Here is an 18,943-nt window from a genome sequence, read left to right as displayed (position 1 = left end):
CGTTCAGGGTGTGGCGACCACCGCGCGTTCTTCCGCGCGCGCGGGCCGGATCTGACCGCGCTCCTGCACGAAGACGATGTGCTCGTCCGGCTTCTGGCTGTTGACGAAGGAGCGGAAGCGCTGGCGTGTGGCCGGGTCATTCACCGCGGTCTTCCACTCGCACTGGTAGGTGTCGATCACGTGCTGCATCTGGGCTTCGAGCTCGGCGCCCAGGCCGAGGGTGTCCTGGATGAGCACACCCTTCAGATAGTCGAGCCCGCCCTCGAGGCCCTCGCGCCACGTGCTGGTGCGCTGCAGCCGGTCCGCCGTGCGCACATAGAACATCAGGAAGCGGTCGATCAGGCGGATCAGCTCTTCCTTGCCCAGGTCCGTGGCGATCAGCTCGGCGTGTCGCGGCTTCATGCCTCCATTGCCGCACACGTAGAGGTTCCAGCCCTTGTCGGTGGCGATGATGCCGACGTCCTTGCCCTGCGCTTCGGCGCATTCGCGCGTGCAGCCCGACACGCCGAACTTGATCTTGTGCGGTGCGCGCAGGCCCTTGTAGCGGTTCTCCAGCGCAACCGCGAGGCCCACGCTGTCGTCCACGCCGTAGCGGCACCAGGTCGATCCGACGCAGCTCTTCACGGTGCGCAGCGATTTGCCGTACGCGTGGCCGGACTCGAAGCCGGCAGCGATCAGCTCTTCCCAGATCGCAGGCAGTTGCTCGACGCGGGCGCCGAACAGGTCGACGCGCTGGCCGCCGGTGATCTTGGTGTACAGGCCGTACTTCTTCGCCACGTGGCCCACGGCGATCAGCCCCTCGGGCGTGACCTCGCCGCCCGGCATGCGCGGCACGACGGAGTAGGAGCCATCCTTCTGGATGTTGCCGAGAAAATAGTCGTTGCTGTCCTGCAGGCCGGCGAGATCCTTCTTGAGCACGAAATCGTTCCAGCACGACGCGAAGATGCTGGCGGCGGTGGGCTTGCAGATGTCGCAACCCAGCCCCTTGCCGTGCTTCGCCAGCAGATCGTCGAAGCTGCGGATCTCGCCGACGCGAATCAGGTGGTAAAGCTCCTGACGCGAGTACCCGAAATGCTCGCAGAGGTGATTGTTGACGGCCAATCCGCGCCTGGCCATCTCCGCCTTCATGACTTGGCCGACGAGGGGAACGCAGCCCCCGCAGGTGGCGCCGGCCTTGGTGCAGGCCTTCAACTCGGCGACGGTGCAGGCGCCTTCGCCGACGGCCGAGCAGATCTGCCCCTTGGTGACGCTGTTGCACGAGCAGATCTGGGCGCTGTCCGGCAGCGCGTCCACGCCCAGGCCGGGCTTGGCTTTGCCATCGCTCGACGGCAGGATCAGGAATTCCGGATCGGCGGGCAGCGTGATGCCGTTGAGCGCCATTTGCAGCATCGTGCCGTATTCGGCCGCGTCGCCGACCAGCACGGCGCCGAGCAGTTGCTTGCCGTCCTCGCTGACCACGATCTTCTTGTAGATCTGCTTGTGCTCGTTGACGTACTGGTAGGCGCGCGATCTCGGCGTCCGGCCATGGGCGTCGCCGATGCTGGCGACGTCGACGCCCATCAGCTTGAGCTTGGTGCTCATGTCGGCGCCGGTGAACGCTGCGTCGTCCTGGCCTGCGATGTGCCTCGCGGCGACGCGCGCCATGTCGTATCCCGGCGCCACGAGTCCGAAAGTCTGCTCGTTCCAGGAGGCGCACTCGCCAATGGCATAGACGTTGCGGTCACTCGTGCGGCAATGGCTGTCGATCGCGACGCCACCGCGCGGGCCGACCGCCAGAACGCACTGCCGCGCCAGTTCGTCGCGTGGCCGGATGCCCGCGGAGAACACGATCATGTCGGTCTCGAGGTGGGTGCCATCGGCGAAGACCATGCGATGCCGCGCGGACGCGCCGTCGATGATCTCGACCGTGTTGCGGCCGGTGTGCACATGCACGCCCAGTGCCTCGATGCTGTTGCGCAGCACGCGCCCGCCGCCCTCGTCGACCTGCACGGCCATCAGCCTCGGCGCGAATTCCACGACGTGGGTTTCCAGGCCCATGTCACGCAGGGCCTTGGCGCACTCGAGGCCCAGCAGGCCCCCGCCCACGACCACCCCGCTCCTCGAACGCGCGCCGCAGGCCTTCATGGCCTCCAGGTCCTCGATGGTGCGATAGACGAAGCAATGCGGCCGGTCGCGGCCCGGCACCGCCGGCACGAAAGGCGCAGAGCCCGTCGCCAGCACGAGCCTGTCGTAGTGCACCACTTCGCCATCGGCGGTGGTGATGGTGTTGTCTCGTCGTTCGATGGCCACGGCCCTGGCGGCCAGACGGAGCGTGAAACCGGTGCGCTCGAAGAATCCCGGCTCGACGAGCGACAGGTCTTCAGCCGTCTTGCCGGCGAAGAACTCGGACAGGTGAACCCGGTCATAGGCCGGGCGCGGCTCCTCGCACAGCACGGTGACCTGTGCGTCGGCGAGCCCGAGCTCATGGAGCTGCTCTAGGAACTTGTGGCCCACCATGCCGTGGCCAATCACTGCGATCTTCATGTCGATCCTGCACGCAACCGGTCTCGTGACGGGGTGTGGACCACGAAAGGGCGTCGGAAGACAGCCCGCAGTAGAACCCCCGCGTAAGGCGTGATGCGAAATTGGGTTGGAACAGGCGAACTGCCGGCGTCGTTGCCGTGGTTCGCTCGAATCCCGCCGTCATTAGCGGAGGCACTGCAAAACCCGCGGCAACGGTGCCGGCGGAACAGTGAGCTCTGCTACGCAACAAGCGTGCCAGGAAGCGCTTGCGGTTTGGCCCGCGAAATCACGTCCGGTCCGCCGCCAGAGTACGTACGGCGCGCCGTTGTGGCGCACGATTCGCCGGGTTGGTGCAAACGCTTGCGCGGGGGAAATCCCTGCCCTGGTGCCCCTTGATTGCCAAACAGATCTCTTGATAATACGCATTACCGATTTAGTAATACGTATCAGCACTCGCCCTTGGACACCATGGCCGCTACCCGCCGCCTGACCCAGCAAGACATCGCCAAGCTCGCCGGCGTCAGCCAGGCGACGGTGTCCTTGGTGCTCAACGGCGCCGCGAGCGCGCTGGCGCGCATTCCAGCGGAAACCCGCGAGCGGGTCCAAACCATCATTCGCAACACCGGCTACGTGCCCGATCCCATCGCCCGCCGCATGGCCAAGGGGTCGAACCGGATCCTGGGCGTCTTCACCTACGAGCCGGCATTTCCGAACGCGCACGCCGACTTCTTCCTGCCCTTCCTGTTCGGCATCGAGGAAGAAGCGCAGGCCCGCGGCTACGACCTGCTGCTGCTCACCGGCGCGGGCGAAGGGGCGCAACGCAAGATATTCGCCGAGGAAGGCCGACTGCGTATCGCCGACGGCTGCATCGTGCTGGGCAAGACCTTCGACCGGGCAGAGCTCGCGCAACTCATGGCGGGCGACTATCCCTTCGTCGCCATCGGCCGACGCGAGGACGCCGGCGGCCCGGTGCCCTTCGTGGGCGGCGACTACGCCACCGCTACCGGTGCGCTCGTGCAGCAGGCGCGCGCGTTGGGGCATCGGCGCCTGGCCTACCTCGGGCCCATCGGCCCGGCGGAATCGACGTCGGATCGCTGGCAGGGGTTTACGGCTGCCTTGGGAAGCGACTTGCAACTCGTCCTGAAACTGCAGGACACGATGGCCGCGGACGACGACCTGCTCGATGCATTGCTGGCCAGCCGCGCCACCGCGGCTTTTTGCGTCGAGCTGGCCGACGCGGTACGCCTCGAGCGTGCAGCCAAGGCACGCGGGCTGGCACTGCCGGCCGATCTTTCCCTGGTGGCACTGGGTTCGCACATCCGGACCGAGGGCAGCGGCACGCGCTTCGCCTCGTTCTCCATTCCGCGCGAGGAGATGGGCCGCCAGGCCACCGCCATGCTCGTGCGCCGCGTCGAAGGCGGCATCGCGCAAGCGGTGGAGCAAGTGCTCCTGCCCTGCGAGCCGATCGGCGGCGAGACCCTCGGCCCCGCGAAGGTGCACTGAGCGCACCCACCGGAACGACGAAGCATGCGAGAAATGAAGACGGACATCCTGGTGGTTGGCGGCGGCCTGGGCGGCGTGGCTGCAGCGCTGGGTGCGCTGGAGGCCGGTCGTTCCGTGGTGATGAGCGAAGAGTACGACTGGATCGGCGGGCAGCTCACCAGCCAGGCGGTGCCGCCGGACGAGCACAGCTGGGTCGAGCAGTTCGGCGTCACGCGCCGCTATCGCGCGCTGCGCAACGGCATCCGCCGCTACTACCGCGACCACTACCCGCTGACCGCGGCCAGCCGCGCGTGGGGCCAGCTCAACCCAGGCGCGGGCTGGGTCAGCCGCATCTGCGCCGAGCCCCGCGTCGGCTTGGCGGTGCTCGAAGCCATGCTGGCGCCTTATCGCGGCGCCGGCCGCCTGACGGTGCTGCAACCCTACCGTCCCGTCGCGGCCGACGCGCCGGGCGACACCGTGCGCGCGGTGACGCTGCGCCATCGCGATACAGGCGACGAGATCATGGTCGCGGCCGCCTTCGTGATCGACGCGACCGAACTGGGCGACCTGCTGCCGCTGACCGGCTGCGACTACGTGACCGGTTTCGAAAGCCGGGCCGACACGGGCGAGCCGAGCGCGCCGGCGACGGCGCAGCCGCACAACGTGCAGGCGGTGTCGATCTGCTTCGCGATCGACCACGTGGACGGCGACCACACCGTCGACAAGCCGCGCAACTACGATTTGTGGCGCGCCTACCAGCCGCACTTCTGGGGCGGGCCGCTGCTGGGCTTCAAGGCTCCGAATCCGCGCACGCTGGAGATCGCCGAGCGCTCCTTCACGCCCAACCCGGATGACGATCCGTTGCTGGTCGATGCCGACCAGCGCAAGAGCGGCGGCGACCAGAACCTGTGGACCTTCCGGCGCATCGCGGCGCGGCGCAACTTCGTGCCCGGCGCCTATGCCTCCGACATCTGCCTGGTGAACTGGCCCATGATCGACTACATGGAGGGCTCGATCATCGACGTGTCCGAGACGGAGAAGGCGCGCCACCTGGAGGCCGCGGCCGACCTGTCGCGCGCGGTTTTCTACTGGCTGCAGACCGAGGCGCCGCGCGCCGATGGCGGCACGGGTTTTCCGGGTCTGCGCCTGCGCGGCGACCTCACCGGCACGACGCACGGTCTGGCCATGGCACCGTACATCCGCGAGAGCCGGCGCATCCTGGGCGTGACGCGCATCGTCGAGCAGCACCTGTCGCACGCGGTGCGCGGCGACCACGGTGCGGTGCGCTATCGCGACAGCGTCGGGGTCGGCATGTACCGCATCGACCTGCACCCTTCCACGGGCGGCGACAACTACATCGACGTGCCTTCCTGCCCGTTCGAGATCCCGCTGGGCGCCTTGCTGCCGCGCCGCATGACGAACCTGCTGGCCGGCGGCAAGAACATCGCCACCACGCACATCACCAACGGCTGCTACCGGCTGCATCCGGTGGAATGGAACGTGGGCGAAGTGGCGGGAATGCTGGCCGCCCACTGCCTCGACAACAACGCCACGCCGCACCAGGTGCAGGCCGACGACGCGCAGCTCGCCACCTTCCAGGCGCTGCTGGCGCGCGCGGGCGTGGAGACACGCTGGCCCGACGTGCGCGCCTACTGAAACATCGACCCCATCCACAGCTAAGCAGACAGGATCGAGGAGACCACCATGTTCCACCACCCGAAGTTCGTGAGCCTCCGCGCCATCGCCGGCGGCCTGGCCCTGTCACTGGCGCTCGCGGCCGGCGCGTCGGCCGAGACCCGGCTGCGCATGACCATCTGGAGCGCCAACGAAGCGCACCTGAAGCTCTTCAACGGCATCGCCGACGGCTTCAAGAAAGAGCACCCCGACGTCACGGTCAGCTTCGAGCCGCTGCCCTTCGAGACCTACACCACAGCGCTGACCACCCAGATCGCCGGCGGCAATGCCCCCGACATGGCCTGGATCTTCGAGACCGCCGCCTACGACTTCGTCAACTCGGGCGCGCTGGTGCCGCTTACCAAGACGCTGGCTGCCACGCCGGGCTACAACCCGGGCGAGATCAGCCCGGCTGCCACCGAGCGCTGGTCCAGGGACGGCGTGCTCTACGCCTATCCCTTCTCGACCTCGCCATTCGCGGTGTTCGTCAACAACGACCTCATCAGGAAGGCCGGCGCCAAGACCCCGGCGGAACTCATCGCCGCCGGGCAATGGACCTGGCCCAATGCGATCGCGACGGCGCAGGCAGCGGCGCAGGGCGGCAAGGGCGGCCTGGTGGTGCGCGACTTCAACTACCAGGCCTGGCAGTACCTGTCGTCGGTCTGGAACGGCTGGGGCGCGGCGCCCTGGAGTGCCGACGGCAAGCGCTGCACCTTCGCCGACAAGCCCATGGTCGACGCCCTGGGCTTCATCCACGACGCGATCTTCGTGAAGAAGGCGATCCCCGGGCCGGGCCAGAACGTCGACTTCTTCGCCGGCGACGCCGCCATGACCATCACGCAGATCAGCCGCGCATCGCTGCTGCCCAAGGACAAGCGCTTCGACTGGGACCTGGTGCCGCTGCCCAAGGGCTCGGCGGGCGACTACGCCATCGTCGGCCAGGCCGGCATCGGTGTGCTGAAGGCCGGCAAGGACTCGGCCATGGCGGCGGCGTTCGTCGCCTATATGACCAACCCGGAGAACTCGGTCAAGCTGGCCCAGTTCTTCCCCTCGGCGCGCAAGTCACTGCTCAACGCCGAAGTACTCGGCAAGACCAACGCCCTGCTCTCGCCGGCACAGCTCGACAAGGTCGTAGTCTCGGGCATCGCGACCGGCAAGCTGATGCCGGCGCACACGGACTTCGCGCGCCTGCAGCAGATGGTGCGCTCCGGCCTCGATGCCGTGTGGCAACCGAAGGCCGACATCCCGGCGGCGACGCGTGCGATCTGCGCCCAGATTGGCCCGCTGCTGGCGCAATAAGGCGCCGCCGCAAGCGCTCAACGCGCAGCAGCGCCACGTCATGGCCCGAACACCCGATCCTGCGTCCGAACTGCCGCCGCCCGCACCGCGGCCGTTCTGGACGATCGCGCGGCGCGACACCGTGGCAGGCCTGCTGTTCGCCGCGCCGCAGCTGGCGGGCACGCTCGTGTTCGTACTCGCGCCGCTGGTGCTCGTGTTCTGGTATTCGCTCCACGAATGGAACGTGCTGGCCAACACCTTCAACTACACCGGCACCCGGAACTACGAGCATTTGCTGAGCGACTCCACCCTGCCCGGCGTGCTGCTGGCCTCGGCGCTGTTCTCGGGTGGGCTGGTGGTCCTGAACATGAGCCTGGCGCTGCTGCTGGCCGTGCTGCTGAACCAGAAGCTCGCGGGCATCACGGTGTTTCGCACGCTGTTCTTCTCGCCGGTGGTGGTCTCGCTGGTGGCCTGGACCATCGTCTGGGGCTTCCTGCTGCAACACAACGGCGGCATCAACGGCATGCTCGGGCTGTTGGGCATCGAGGGGCCGAACTGGCTGCGCACACCCACCACTGCGATGCTTTCGGTGATCGTGGTGCAGGTGTTCAAGAACGTGGGGCTCAACATGGTGCTCTTCCTGGCCGCGCTGCAGGGCGTGCCGCGCGAGCTGTATGAGGCTGCGCGCATCGATGGCGCATCGCGCTTCAGGCAGTTCCGCCGCATCACGCTGCCGCTCATCAGCCCCACCATCCTACTGACGTCCATCATCACCATCGTCGGCTCCCTGCAGGTGTTCGCGCAGATCGCCGTGCTGACGCAAGGCGGGCCGGGGGTTTCGACCACGGTGCTGGTGTATTACCTGTACCAGCAGACCTTCCAGTTCCATCGCTTCGGCTATGGCTCCACGCTGGCGATCGTGCTGTTCGCGATCGTGGCGCTGTTGACCCTGGCCCAGTGGCAGATGCGCAGGAGGTTCGTCTTCCATGAACAGTGAGATTTCCGCGCGCATGAAGGTCGCGCTGTACGGGCTGATGTGCGTGCTGCTCATCCCCTTCGTGTTTCCGACCTGGTGGATGCTGACTTCGTCGCTCAAGCCGATCAGCGACATCTTCGTGTTTCCACCGCAGCTTTTTCCGACGCATCCGGACTGGAGCACCTACAAGCAGGTGTTCACGATCCAGCCCTTCGCTCAGCAGTATTGGAACTCCGCCTGGATCGCGGCGGTGGTGACGACCGCCACGCTCGCCGTCTCCTCGATGGCCGGCTATGCCTTTGCGCGCATTCGCTTCCCGGGCGCCAATGCCTTGTTCGTCGTCGTGCTGACCGGCTTGCTGATTCCTTCCGAAGTGACCATCGTGCCGCTGTTCCGGATGTTCCTGAAGCTGGGCTGGGTCAATACGCACTGGCCGCTGGTGCTGATTCCGGTCTTCGGCGCACCCAGCGTGTTCGCGACCTTCGTCATGCGCCAGTTCTTCATCGCGCTACCGCAGGAGCTGGAAGAAGCCGCGCGTGTGGATGGCCTCGGGCGCTTCAAGATCTTCCGCACCATCGCGCTGCCGCTGGCGCGGCCAGCCCTGGCGTCGGTGGCGATCTTCACCTTCCTCCACAGCTGGAACCTGTACCTGGAGCCGATCGTGTTCCTGTCGACGCCGTCCAAGTTCACGCTGCCGCAGGCGCTCACGCAGTACACCGACGCCTATGGTGGGCCGATGTGGAACATCCAGCTTGCCGCCGCCACGCTCACGGCGCTGCCGGTACTGATCGTCTTCGTGCTGGCGCAGAAGCAGTTCGTCGAGGGCCTCGCCCACACAGGGCTCAAAGGCTGAGCCTCCTCATCCAAACCCATTCATGGCAGAAGTCCTTCTCTCCGGCATTCAGAAGCGATTTGGCGCAGTGCAGGTCATCCACGGGCTGGACCTGCACATCCACGACGGGGAATTCGTGGCGCTGGTGGGGCCCTCCGGCTGCGGAAAGTCGACCTTGCTGCGCATGATCGCCGGGCTGGAAGCCGTCACGCTCGGGCGCATCCACATCGGCGGGCGCGACGTGACCGACCTGGATCCCAAGGACCGCGACATCGCGATGGTGTTCCAGAACTACGCGCTCTATCCGCACATGACGGTGGCGGCCAACATGGGCTTCTCGCTGGAGCACCGCGGCCGGCCGCGCCCGGAGATCGCCGAGCGCGTGCGCTGGGCGGCCGACATCCTGGGCCTGGCGCAACTGCTCGAGCGCTATCCGCGTCAGCTTTCCGGAGGCCAACGCCAGCGCGTCGCCATGGGCCGCGCCATCGTGCGCGATCCGCAGGTGTTCCTGTTCGACGAGCCCCTGTCCAACCTGGATGCGAAGCTGCGCATCGTCATGCGCGGCGAGATCAAGGGCCTGCACCAGAGGCTCAAGACCACCACGGTCTATGTCACGCACGACCAGGTCGAGGCCATGACCATGGCCGACCGCATCGTGGTGCTCAACGCGGGCCGGGTCGAGCAGGTCGGATCCCCGCTGGAGCTCTTCGATCGCCCCGCCAACCAGTTCGTGGCCGGCTTCATCGGCTCGCCCGCGATGAATTTCATTCCCGGCCGCTGCACGCCCGAAGGCTTCGCGGCCGCCGGCGTCATGCTGCCCATTCCCGCGGGTGCCGGCAACGCGCATGCAGGGCGCGAGGCCACCTACGGCATCCGGCCCGAGCACTTCGAGCCCTGCGCTGCCGGCGAAGGCGTGGCGGCGCGGGTGATGCTCGTGGAGCCCCTGGGTTCCGAGACGCAGCTCGTCCTGCGGCTGGGCGATGCGCAAGTGATCGCACTGTTCCACGAGCGCCTGGCCGCGGCGCCGGGCGACGTGCTGCACCTGCGGCCGAAGGCGGCAGCGGCGCATCTCTTCGACGCGGCGAGCGGGGTGCGTATGGAGGCGTCCTCCGCCGCAAGCGAGCATGAGCAGGGTCGGGGGTCGAAGGGTCAGCCTTGATATGGACAATCCAAGCATGTCTCGGTACGCCCCGACTCCGCCGGACCGGCGCCTGGATCGCAACACTGACCTGCCGCAGTACGGAACGTCCGAGGCTTGCCAATTGACAACCGCACACAACTGCAGCGAATCTCACCGGTTGGCTCGGAATGCGGGCAGATTGGAATGAACTGCCATGCAGCCACAAGCGGCAGACTTTCCCATTGAAACCCGACTTGCCGAACATCTCGCCTCGGTCGGATGGATCGACTTGCCGGCGCCGTCGCGCGAGAACGCCGTGCGGGCCATTCTCTGGTGGCTGGCGACAGGTCTGGAGGAGTCACGGAAAAACATCATGCGACGCTGCTGCGCTACGTCGAGGCCCAGGGAGGCAAGGCGGAAGCGACCATCGTGGGCAGCGCTCAGCGCTCAGCGCTCAGCGCTCAGCGTACGACGGCCGAACTTGCCGGCCTGGTCAATGGCCGGACCGGCAAGGCCTGGGAGCACGAAGACAAGTATTGGGTCGACGAAACCATCGGCTTTGCGGTTGGTTGTTGCGTCGTGCCCGCAGCGATCGCGGCGGCCGAGGCCCGCGGCGGCGGCGTCAGCGGCAGCGATCTGGCGACGGCGGTCGCACTCGCCATCGACATGGAGATCCGTCTTCTGCGGCCCCTCGGTCTGAGCTTCGTGCCCGGCCGCGCGGTGGCCAATGCGAAATTCACGTTCGGCACCTATGGCGCTGCGATTGCAGCAGCCAAGATTCCCGGCCTCGGCCCCGACGGTTTCTTCGACGCGCTGGGTCTTGCGCATTGCCAGGCGTCGGGGAACTTCCAGGGGCAGGTCGAGGGACGGGGTGTCGCCCTTCAAGCCGGCATTGCCGTGCGCAACGGCATCGCAGCGGCGCGGCTGGCCGCGATGGGCATGCCCGGTCCGAAAGGATCGTTGACGGGAAGCTGCGGCCTCTATGCGATGCACTACCCTTCGTGCACCGTCAATTTCCAGCAGATCGTCGACCGCCTTGGCGAGGACTACCTCAACGTCCACTTGGGGTTCAAGGGCTATCCCTGCGGCGTCGTTGCGCATCCGGTCATCGACGCCGTGCTCGCCGTTCGCAAGACGCTGAGCGGCCGTTCCATCGAGGCGATCGACGTTTTCGGGGCGCCCAGTCTAGGCATCATGGCCAGTCCCATCGAACGGAAGCGCGCGCCGGCCAATTTCATCGAAGCTCAATTCAGCATTCCGTGGGCGGCCGCCTGCGCGATGCGAGACGGCCACTACTCCATTGCGCACTATGACGATGCGGCAATCTCGGATCCGGAACTTCGGCACCTGGCGGGCCTGGTCAGCATCCACATGTCGGATGACATGCCAGTTCGCCACCGGCTGCGGGGCCCTGAAGCGATTCGCGCCGCCCGTGTCGGCGGCATAGGGAATGCCGCGAAAGCTGAACGCGCCGTTCGCGCGCTGCCCGCGCAGTTTTCCGTTTTCAACCTCGATCAGCATGTCGACATCAAACGCGTCTTGCGCTCCCCTGGGAATCTGGCGCTGGCTCGTCACCCGAGGAGTGAAGCGCCTGAAGGCGATCCTGCAGCACGCGCTTCATGACCTTGCCATTGGCATTGATGGGCAACTCGTCGGTCGTGATGATGCGCGCCGGCCGCTTGTAGGGTGCCAGGTGCTCGCGCAGATATCGGGCGAGCGCGGCTTCGTCCGGCGGATGAAGCGGATCCTGCACGACGAACGCGATCACCGACTCGTTGCCGTCAGCTTCCTTCTGTCCCACAACCGCCGAACGCAGGATGCCGTGGAAGCGGTTGAGCGTCTGCTCGACCTCGCCCGGGTAGACGTTGAAGCCCGACCGAACGATCATCTCCTTGAGACGGCCCACGACGAAGAGTGCGCCGTCGGCATCCAGCTCGCCGAGGTCGCCCGAGGCGTACCAGCCGCCGTCGCGCGTCACCTCGGCCGTGGCCTTCGGGTCTCGGAAGTAGCCAGGCATCAGGCCGACGCCGCGCAGCCAGATCTCGCCGCGTTCTCCGCTGGGTAGCGTTCGGCCTGTCGCGGGGTCGACGATCCTGAGCTCGGCACCGGGGAAGGGGTAGCCCGCGCTGGTGTCGCTGCGCTCTTCGCCCAGGCGGGTGGCATGCAGCGAGCCGGCGTATTCGGAGAGCCCGTAACCGTGGTGCAGGGTCTGGCCGAAGGCCGCCTCGACCCGCTCCTTCAGTGCCGCGTCCAGGGGCCCGGCGCCAGCGTACAGGTAGCGCAGCCGGGGCGCCGAAGGATGGGCAACGCCCTGCTGTGCGCAATGCTGCAGCAAGCGGGCAAACAGCGTGGGCGGCCCCTGGACCTGGGTGAGGCCCCGGTGCGCCAGAGCGTCCTGCAGATCGCCGGGGTCGAAATGGGAGCGCATCTCGAGTGCCGCGCCGGCGTGAAGAGACGCCAGCAGCACCGTTCCCAATCCGAAGATGTGAGTCATCGGGGCATAGGCATAGACCTTGTCTTCGGGCCCCAGCTTGCGAGATTCGGCCGAGACGCGCGCGAAGTGAAGCACGCCGCGGTGCGTCATCATCACGCCCTTGGGTGAGCCCGTGGTGCCCGATGTGAAGATGATGGCAGCCACGTCGCTGCACAGCGGTTCCGGTTCGGGGCACGCTTCGATGCGGGTGGCGCTGTGCAGCAGGCCGTCCACGCACGAGGCGCGCGCACCGTGCGCGGCGGCATGCCTGCCAGCGGCCTGCGACGCGCCTTACTTTCCGCAGGTCGGGAGACGCATTTGCGCGTAATTTCCTGACTGCGAAGGACGGGTCTAGAACGTGCCGGGCGGGACGCCAAGGAGGGCGAGCACTTGGCGCTGCAACTGTGTGAGCTTGAGGTCGAAGACCTGGACGGGGTGTCCGTGCTGAAGCAGATGGTGGCGCTCGGCGAGGCTGAACAGCCGTAGCACCTGCTCGGTGGTGGGGTGCGCGCACTGGCGTTGCTCGGGATAGATGGGGAGTTCTTCGATGCCCTCGCGCGCCATGGCCTGGCGCAGCTCGCGCTCGATGAGGGCTTGAACCAACAGCGCGATGGCGTATAGCGTGAACAGCGCTTCGATGCGCCCCTCGTTCTTGAGGAAGACCGGGGCGATTTCGTGCACGGTCTTGACCTGCTCGAAGCGCTTCTCGATCATGGGCTGGCCCTTGTGGGCCTCAAGGACCTGGGCGGCGGTGAGCGTGCGGTCGTTGGTCATCAACGGATAGCAGCCATCACTCCTGCGGTCGTAGGTGATGGCGTCCTCGTCAATGACCCACTGCACGTCAAAGCGCCGCTTGGTGATCTTGCGGTAGGCGGTGTCGGGGCCGGGGCGACCGCGGCGCGCTTGCTTGAATACATGCTCCTCGCGCACGACGCGGCGCACCTTGAGGTAGCGGCCCACGTGGTGCTGCTCCAGGAGGAGCTTGATCTGCAGGTCGATCTCCGGGGCGCCGCGCAGTCGGGTCTTGGAGGAGGCCAGGCGCCGGCGCAGATCCTCGAACTGCTCGATGGCCGCAGCGATGTTGCGCAGGCGCCGGGCGTGCTGGCGCAGCGTCAGCAGCGTGCTCCAGACCCAGACGATGGACCAGGCCTCCATGGAGGGCAGAGGGGCGCGGTGCACGTACCAGCAGTCGCGCGGCCCGTCGCCGTAACGCGGGTTGGGCCGGTCCCAGACCAGGGTCCATTCGGGCGTGTGGGTCTGGATCCATTCGCGGAACTGCGCATCCTCCAGCCGGTTGCGCGGCATGACGGTGACGAAGCGGCCGCCCGCGCGGTCGATGTGATCCATGTTCTCGCGGGAACAAAGTTTTGAGTCCGCGCAATACAAGAAGTCGCTGCTGCCGGCAATGGCGCGTAGCGTGTTCCAAGTCTCGATGTGGGTGACTGAGTCGCTGGTGTTGCCGTCGGTGCAGCGAAACGCCACGGGGACGTTGCCATCGGCGCTCATGGTGAGGATGAACAGCAGCTGCTTGAGATCGGGGCGGTGCGCTTTGGACCTCCCGTACGTGATCGCCGGGGCGGTTCGCCCCCGGATCTGGCGCCCGCCCGCGCCGCGATAGCTGCCACAGAAGCTGATCGTCGTGGAGTCGTTGTGGAACTCCTCGAAACGCACACCGAAGCGCTGCCCGACGGCCAGGACGAGTTCGGTGAGCAACGCGGTGCGGTCGGCATCGAACAGGTGGTCCAGGGCCCGTCCGAGGCGGTCGTCGCTCAGGTGCCCCATCTCCCGGGCGCTGATGCCGAACATGCCGTCGGCGAAGCCGTGCACCGTCTCCTGCTGACGGTAGATGGGCTCACGCTCGACGATGATGGAGCGCAGCAGCACGCCCAGCGCGCTGGCGTGACTGACGGCGCAACGCCGGTCCGAGGCCACGAAGCGCGACAGCGTCTCGGTCAGCCCGATGCGCTCGATGAAGTGGTTGATCAGGGGCAGCGGGCCCAGGCGCTCGGTGTGAAGAGTGAAGCCTGCCTCCTCCATGGTGGAAGTGGGGGCTTGCGAGCGCGGCATGCTGGCGATATTATTATCGCCAGCAACACACCCGTCAAGAGCCTATGCCGAGTTCAGTCGCCCAACGCATTGAGCAAACCCGCGAGAAGATCGGGCGCATCCGAGCCGCGCTCACCGAGATCGAATACCTGTGCTCCGGCACGCTGCACAAGCGCACGAAGGTGTGCGGCAGGCCGAGTTGCCGCTGCGCCCAGGACCCCTCGGCGCGGCACGGTCCGTACTACGAATGGGGCCACCTCAGGGACGGCAAGCTTGTGCACCGCGTGGTCACGCCCGAGCAGGCCAGTTTGCTGCAGCAGGCCATAGACAACCAACGCCACGCCAAGAAGCTCATGCGGGCGTGGGAGGAGCAGACCGAGCGCCTCATCGACCTGGAAGCACCGCGCCAACCCTGATCTTCCCGGGCGTCAGGAAATTACGCGCAAATGCGTCTGCCGACCTGCGGAAAGTAAGACGCGCCGCCCGTGAAGTACAGCAATCGTGCATCTGCCTTGTGGATGAAGGCCTCGATCTCGGCGGGGGCCATGCGGGCATTGACGCCGCACGACCAGGCGCCGACGCGGCTGCAGGCCAGCAGCAGCGCCGCATGCTCCGGGCAGTTCTCCGCAATCACCATCACGCGGTCGCCCGGTCGCACGTCGTCGGCACGCAATTCCTGCTCGAGCGCATCCGCCAGCACGCCGATTTCGGCGTAGCTGAGGGTGCGATCCGGCAGATGGATGAAGGGCCGGTCGGGCGCCTGCGTCAGCCAGCGATCGAACAGCTCATGAAGGCGTGTGCTCATCGGTTGAGTGCCCCGAACTCACGGGATCGTCCAGCATTTCACATCCCCACGTAGTTCGGCCCGCCGCCCCCCTCGGGCGTGAGCCACACGATGTTCTGCGTCGGGTCCTTGATGTCGCAGGTTTTGCAGTGCACGCAGTTCTGCGCGTTGATCTGCAGCCGCTGCTGGCCGTTCTCGCCGGCCACGAACTCGTACACGCCGGCCGGGCAATAGCGGGCCTCGGGGCCGGCGTATTCGGGCAGGTTGATCTCGGTGGGCACCGCCGCGTTCTTCAGCGTCAGGTGCGCGGGCTGGTTCTCCTCGTGGTTGGTGTTGCTGATGAACACCGAGGAGAGCCGGTCGAAGGTGAGCTTGCCGTCCGGCTTCGGGTACACGATCTTCCTGGCGTGCGCGGCCTTCTTGAGCCGCTCGTGGTCGGCCTGGTGGCGGTGCACCGTCCAGGGGATGTGGCCGCGCAGCACGTACTGCTCGATGCCGGTCATCAGCGTGCCCACCGTCAGGCCCTTCTTGAACCACTGCTTGAAGTTGCGCGCCTTGTTCAGCTCGCGGTAGAGCCAGCTCTTCTGGAACGAGGCCGGGTAGGCGCTGAGCTCGTCGTGCTGGCGCCCGGCCATCACCGCGTCGAAGGCGGCCTCGGCGGCGAGCATGCCGGTCTTGATGGCGGCGTGGCTGCCCTTGATGCGGCTGGCGTTCAGGTAGCCGGCGTCGTCGCCCACCAGCGCGCCGCCGGGGAACACCGTCTTGGGCAGCGAGAGCAGGCCGCCGGCGGTGATGGCGCGCGCCCCGTAGCTCAGGCGCTTGGGCGCCTTCAGGCCCTGGTCCTGGCCCTCGAAGTACCAGCGGATGTTCGGATGGGTCTTGAAGCGCTGGAACTCCTCGAAGGGGCTCATGTGCGGGTTCTGGTAGTCCAGGCCGATCACGAAGCCGACGATCACCTGGTTGTTCTCGGCGTGGTAGAGGAAGGAGCCGCCGTAGGTGTCGGGCGGCAGCGGCCAGCCCGCGGTGTGCACGGCCAGGCCGGGCTCGTGGCGGGCCGGGTCGATCTCCCACAGCTCCTTGATGCCGATGCCGTAGCTCTGCGGGTCCTTGCCGGCGTCGAGCTTGTACTTGGCGATCAGCTGGCGCCCCAGGTGGCCGCGTGCGCCCTCGGCGAAGATGGTGTACTTGGCATGCAGCTCCATGCCGAGCTGGAAGTTCTCGGTGGGCTCGCCGTCCTTGCCGATCCCCATGTTGCCGGTGGCCACGCCGCGCACCTTGCCGTCTTCGGTGTAGAGCACCTCGGCCGCGGGGAAGCCCGCGAAGATCTCCACGCCCAGGGCCTCGGCCTGCTGCGCCAGCCAGCGCACCACGTTGCCCAGGCTGACGATGTAGTTGCCCTCGTTGTGGAAGTTCTTGGGCAAAAGGAAGTTGGGCGTGCGGTAGGCGCCGGTCTCGCTGAGCATCAGGAAGGTGTCTTGCGTGACCGGCTGGTTGAGCGGGGCGCCTTGCTCTTCCCAGTCGGGCAGCAGCTCGTAGAGCGCGCGCGGGTCCATGATGGCGCCCGAGAGGATGTGGGCGCCGGGCTCGGAGCCCTTTTCGAGCACCACCACCGAGATGTCCTTGCCGTGCGAGGCCGCCAGCTGCTTGAGGTGGATGGCGGTGGCCAGCCCGCCGGGGCCGGCACCGACCACCACCACGTCGTATTCCATGGCTTCGCGGGGGCCGTACTGGGCGAGGATTTCGTCGTGGGTCATCGTTGCTGCTGCAGCGTCTTCTCGGCGAGCCGGATCACCGGCAGATCGACCATGCGGCCATCGAGGCTGAACGCCTGGCCCTGGTGCTCGCGCGCGCCTTCGAGCACGCGCAGGGCCCACGCCACCTCGCTCGCCGAGGGCGAGAAGGTCTCGTTCACCGGACCGACCTGCGCCGGATGGATGCACAGCTTGCCGCCGAAACCGAAGGCGCGCGCGCGCTGCGCATCGGCCAACTGCCGTTCCCGATTGCCGGTGTCGGTGGTGACGCCGTCGACCGGCGCCGGCAGCTGCGCGCGCCGCGAGGCGGCGACCAGCGCGAAGCGCACCGGCGCGAGCTCGGCCTCCTCCGGGCCGCTGCGCATCCCCAGATTCAGCTGGAAGTCCAGATGACCGAAGGCGAGCCGCGCCACCTGCGGCGCGCGAGCCAGCAGGTCCACCGCGTCCAGGCCCGCGAGCGATTCGACCAGCGGCACCAGCTGCGCGCCGGCGCCCAGCGCCGCGCCCACCTCGTGCAGCGTGTCAGCCTCCTCGGCCTTGGGCACCATCGCGCCGGCCAGGCCCTGCCCCATCCATGCGGCCAGCAGCCGCAGGTCGTCGGGTTGCCAGGGCGTGCCGGCGGCATTGATCCGTACCAGCGTGCGTTGCAGCTGCTCGCGGGTGAAGCCGGGCAGGCCCTGGGCCAGTTGGTCGCGGGCCGCGGCCTTCTGGTCCGGCGCCACCGCGTCCTCCAGGTCGAGGATGATGCAGTCGGCGCCGGATTGCAGCGCCTTGGCGAAGCGCTCCGGCCGCGAGGCCGGGACGAACAGGAAGCTGCGCGCATGCGCAATCGATGCAGTCATATCAGATCGTTCCCGCGGTGCGCATGGAGGCGATCTGTTCGTCGCTGCGCCCCAGCTCGCGCAGGATCGCCTCGCCGTGCTGGCCGACGGCCGGCACCGCATCCATGCGGTACTCGAAACTGCTGTTGACGCCGGGCGGCAGCAACGCGGCGAGGTCGCCCGCCGGCGAGCCGATCGTGCGGAAGCGATCGCGCGCCTTCAGCTGGGGGTGGTTCCACAGCTCGCCCACCGTGTTGACGTGGGCATTGGCGATCTGCGCCTCCTCGAGCCGGGCGATCACCTGCTCGGCACTGAGCTGGCCGAAAACCTCCAGGATGATCCGCTTGAGCTCGATGCGGTGCTCGCTGCGCTTCGGGTTCAGGTCGAAGCGCGGATCGGTTGCGAGCTGCGGCTGCAGCAGCACCTTCTCGCAGAAGGCCTTCCACTCGCGCTCGTTCTGCAGGCCCAGCATCACGGTCTTGCCGTCGCCCGCCTCGAAGGGCCCGTAGGGATAGATCGTCGCGTGCGATGCGCCCTCGCGGCGCGGCGCCGGCTGTCCCTCGTAGGCGTAGTACATCGGGAAGCCCATCCACTCGCCCAGCGCCTCCAGCATGGACACGTCGATGCGCGAGCCGCGCCCGGTCTGTGCGCGCTGCAGCAGCGCTGCCAGGATGTTGGTGTAGGCATACATGCCCGCGGCAATATCGGCGATGGAGTTGCCGGCCTTGCACGGCTCCTCCGGCGTGCCGGTGATGCTCAGGAAGCCGGCCTCGCTCTGCACCAGCAGGTCGTAGGCCTTCTTGTCGCGGTACGGGCCGTCGTTGCCGTAGCCCGAGATGTCGCAGACGATCAGCCCGGGGTGGTGCGCGCTCAGCGCCTCGTAGCCCAGGCCCATGCGCCCGGCGGCGCCGGGCGCGAGGTTCTGCACCAGCACGTCGGCCTTGGCGATCAGGTCCTTCAGCGCCGCCAGCGCTTCGGGCTGCTTCAGATCGAGCGCGAGGCTCTCCTTCGAGCGGTTGGTCCAGACGAAATGGGAGGCGAGTCCCTGCGTGCGGTGGTCGTAGTTGCGGGCGAAGTCGCCGGAGCCGGGGCGCTCCACCTTGATCACGCGGGCGCCCAGGTCGGCGAGCTGGCGCGTGCAGAAGGGGGCGGCGATCGCGTGCTCCAGCGACACGACCGTGATGCCGTCGAGGGGTCTGCTCAT

The 18,943-nt window shown here is 67.4% G+C and carries 12 protein-coding genes and 4 pseudogenes; 8 read left to right on the top strand and 8 right to left on the bottom strand.

What is annotated here, in order from left to right; all coding sequences use genetic code 11:
- Window positions 1–3 precede the first annotated feature (3 nt).
- A complete protein-coding gene (nirB, locus tag GXN78_RS38935) occupies window positions 4–2,523 on the bottom strand; it encodes a nitrite reductase large subunit NirB (protein ID WP_106561182.1) in 2,520 nt (839 codons plus the stop codon).
- Window positions 2,524–2,970: 447 nt separating this feature from the next.
- On the opposite strand from nirB, the gene GXN78_RS38930 reads away from it, so the two are divergent.
- The 7 genes and pseudogenes from GXN78_RS38930 to GXN78_RS41775 all read left to right on the top strand — a co-directional run.
- A complete protein-coding gene (locus GXN78_RS38930; protein ID WP_106561189.1) occupies window positions 2,971–4,005 on the top strand; it encodes a LacI family DNA-binding transcriptional regulator in 1,035 nt (344 codons plus the stop codon).
- 24 nt (window positions 4,006–4,029) lie between these two features.
- Entirely contained in the window at window positions 4,030–5,640 is a 1,611-nt protein-coding gene (locus tag GXN78_RS38925; RefSeq protein WP_181360703.1) for an FAD-dependent oxidoreductase, read from the top strand.
- 48 nt (window positions 5,641–5,688) lie between these two features.
- Entirely contained in the window at window positions 5,689–6,957 is a 1,269-nt protein-coding gene (locus GXN78_RS38920; RefSeq protein ID WP_106561184.1) for a sugar ABC transporter substrate-binding protein, read from the top strand.
- Between the two features lie 40 nt (window positions 6,958–6,997).
- A complete protein-coding gene (locus GXN78_RS38915; protein ID WP_106561190.1) occupies window positions 6,998–7,933 on the top strand; it encodes a sugar ABC transporter permease in 936 nt (311 codons plus the stop codon).
- On the top strand, window positions 7,923–8,765 hold the full coding sequence (locus tag GXN78_RS38910) for a carbohydrate ABC transporter permease (RefSeq protein WP_106561185.1): 843 nt from the start codon (window positions 7,923–7,925) through the stop codon (window positions 8,763–8,765). The genes GXN78_RS38915 and GXN78_RS38910 overlap by 11 nt, the downstream gene beginning before the upstream one ends.
- 22 nt (window positions 8,766–8,787) lie before the next feature.
- Complete coding sequence (ugpC, locus tag GXN78_RS38905; RefSeq protein ID WP_106561186.1) at window positions 8,788–9,903, top strand: sn-glycerol-3-phosphate ABC transporter ATP-binding protein UgpC; 1,116 nt, start codon at window positions 8,788–8,790, stop codon at window positions 9,901–9,903.
- Window positions 9,904–10,143: 240 nt separating this feature from the next.
- A pseudogene (locus tag GXN78_RS41775) lies at window positions 10,144–11,193 on the top strand (MmgE/PrpD family protein); the annotation flags it as partial.
- A 90-nt stretch (window positions 11,194–11,283) separates the two neighbouring features.
- Here GXN78_RS41775 and GXN78_RS41770 read toward each other — a convergent pair.
- From GXN78_RS41770 to GXN78_RS38885, 3 genes and pseudogenes are all read right to left on the bottom strand, one after another.
- Window positions 11,284–11,385: pseudogene (locus GXN78_RS41770) on the bottom strand (hypothetical protein); the annotation flags it as partial.
- Window positions 11,386–11,392: 7 nt separating this feature from the next.
- Window positions 11,393–12,628: pseudogene (locus tag GXN78_RS38890) on the bottom strand (fatty acid--CoA ligase family protein); the annotation flags it as partial.
- 60 nt (window positions 12,629–12,688) lie between these two features.
- Window positions 12,689–14,404: an IS1634 family transposase gene (locus GXN78_RS38885; RefSeq protein WP_106561496.1), complete on the bottom strand. Its 1,716-nt coding sequence runs from the start codon at window positions 14,402–14,404 to the stop codon at window positions 12,689–12,691.
- Window positions 14,405–14,448: 44 nt separating this feature from the next.
- Between GXN78_RS38885 and GXN78_RS38880 the strand changes: the two genes are divergently transcribed.
- Complete coding sequence (locus GXN78_RS38880) at window positions 14,449–14,799, top strand: DUF6788 family protein (RefSeq protein WP_106561495.1); 351 nt, start codon at window positions 14,449–14,451, stop codon at window positions 14,797–14,799.
- Between the two features lie 68 nt (window positions 14,800–14,867).
- Here GXN78_RS38880 and GXN78_RS38875 read toward each other — a convergent pair.
- The 4 genes and pseudogenes from GXN78_RS38875 to GXN78_RS38860 all read right to left on the bottom strand — a co-directional run.
- Window positions 14,868–15,188 (bottom strand): annotated as a pseudogene (locus GXN78_RS38875) (class I adenylate-forming enzyme family protein); the annotation flags it as partial.
- A gap of 38 nt (window positions 15,189–15,226) precedes the next feature.
- Entirely contained in the window at window positions 15,227–16,921 is a 1,695-nt protein-coding gene (locus GXN78_RS38870) for an electron transfer flavoprotein-ubiquinone oxidoreductase (protein ID WP_164256330.1), read from the bottom strand.
- A complete protein-coding gene (locus GXN78_RS38865) occupies window positions 16,918–17,760 on the bottom strand; it encodes a CoA ester lyase (protein WP_106556973.1) in 843 nt (280 codons plus the stop codon). The genes GXN78_RS38870 and GXN78_RS38865 overlap by 4 nt, the downstream gene beginning before the upstream one ends.
- Before the next feature lies 1 nt (window position 17,761).
- Window positions 17,762–18,943, bottom strand: coding sequence for a CaiB/BaiF CoA-transferase family protein (locus GXN78_RS38860; RefSeq protein ID WP_106556972.1), 1,182 nt, complete (start codon window positions 18,941–18,943; stop codon window positions 17,762–17,764).

Origin of the sequence: Variovorax sp. WS11, assembly GCF_010499245.1 — a bacterium.
Taxonomy (GTDB): domain Bacteria; phylum Pseudomonadota; class Gammaproteobacteria; order Burkholderiales; family Burkholderiaceae_C; genus Variovorax.
The sequence above is the reverse complement of the archived record's forward strand: the minus strand, read 5'-3'. Positions and strand labels throughout refer to the sequence as shown.